The sequence below is a fragment of the Clostridium sp. Marseille-Q7071 genome (assembly GCF_965112025.1).
This window is the reverse complement of sequence record NZ_CBCOPR010000011.1, coordinates 1-1059: the sequence shown is the minus strand read 5'-3', so window position 1 is coordinate 1059 and position 1059 is coordinate 1. Positions and strand designations below refer to the sequence as shown.

General features: G+C 25.8%; 1 protein-coding gene. It reads left to right on the top strand.

Features of this window, described 5'->3' with window-relative positions; translation table 11 throughout:
- Nucleotides 1–458: exonuclease domain-containing protein (locus tag ACWPW7_RS23370; RefSeq protein WP_454055646.1), on the top strand; the 458-nt coding region annotated here is incomplete at its 5' end.
- Nucleotides 459–1059 lie beyond the last annotated feature (601 nt).

Below are 1059 nucleotides of genomic sequence, written 5' to 3'. Positions count from 1 at the left end.
ATAAAGTATTTTACTCTTATATAAAACCATCTTTTAATTGGATTTTAAGTGATCGTTGCAAAACACTAACAAATATAAAACAGAAGGAAATAGATAATGCGGACTATTTTATAAAAGTTTTTTCTAGATTTGAAAGATGGGTAGGAGAAGATGAAGCGATTTTCATAAGTTGGGGAAATGATGATATAAGAGCTTTAAAAAGAGATGTAAGATTAAATAAATGTGATCTTTCAATTGTGAATAAAATGATAGATAATTATGGTAATTTTCAAGCTGTTTTAACGAAACACTTAAATAACAAGACTCAAATTTCATTAATAAATGCTCTGAAAGCGTATGATATCCAATTTGAAGGTCAGCAGCATAATGCCCTTGATGATGCTTGGAATCTAGGTAAACTATATATGAAATTTAAGGAAGAATTAAAAGGTAAAGAATTTACAAGAAGCAATAATTAATAGTGAGGAATTAAGAAAAGAATTAATTCTTCACTATTAATTCTTTGTATGTTTTTATAAAAAATAGTTAATTAAGATTTTCTCATATTTAGTAAAGAAATATATAATTCAATATAGCTACGTCCTTAAATATCCCAATTTACAACTTTAATTAATGGACAATTGATAGTTATAGTGAAAATTAGTCTGATTGAAACTAATTTCTTTAATAAATTTTTTTACTAACAATACAATTGCTAGTTTCCACCTCAGGGGAACAGTAGTGAAGCCCTTTAGGATTCCCCTAAGGTACAGTATAGTTCGGAGCAACGCCTATTTATTTAACCATAACAATGGAGATAAGTAATGCAATTAAAGTATTAACTAATGTATTAAATGTCCACAATTGTGAACTTTGAATTGAAAAGGTTGTGAATTCAATGGTTCTAATTATAATGCTAAAAAGCAACGATTATTTTCACATATATTAATTTTAGAACTGATATATATCTTATCATTATCTAAAATTTAATGATATAATATAGTATAAATGTTAAATTTTATATCTTACTGGGAGGAAGTAATGAGAATACTAACCTTTGATAGATTATATGATAAGAAT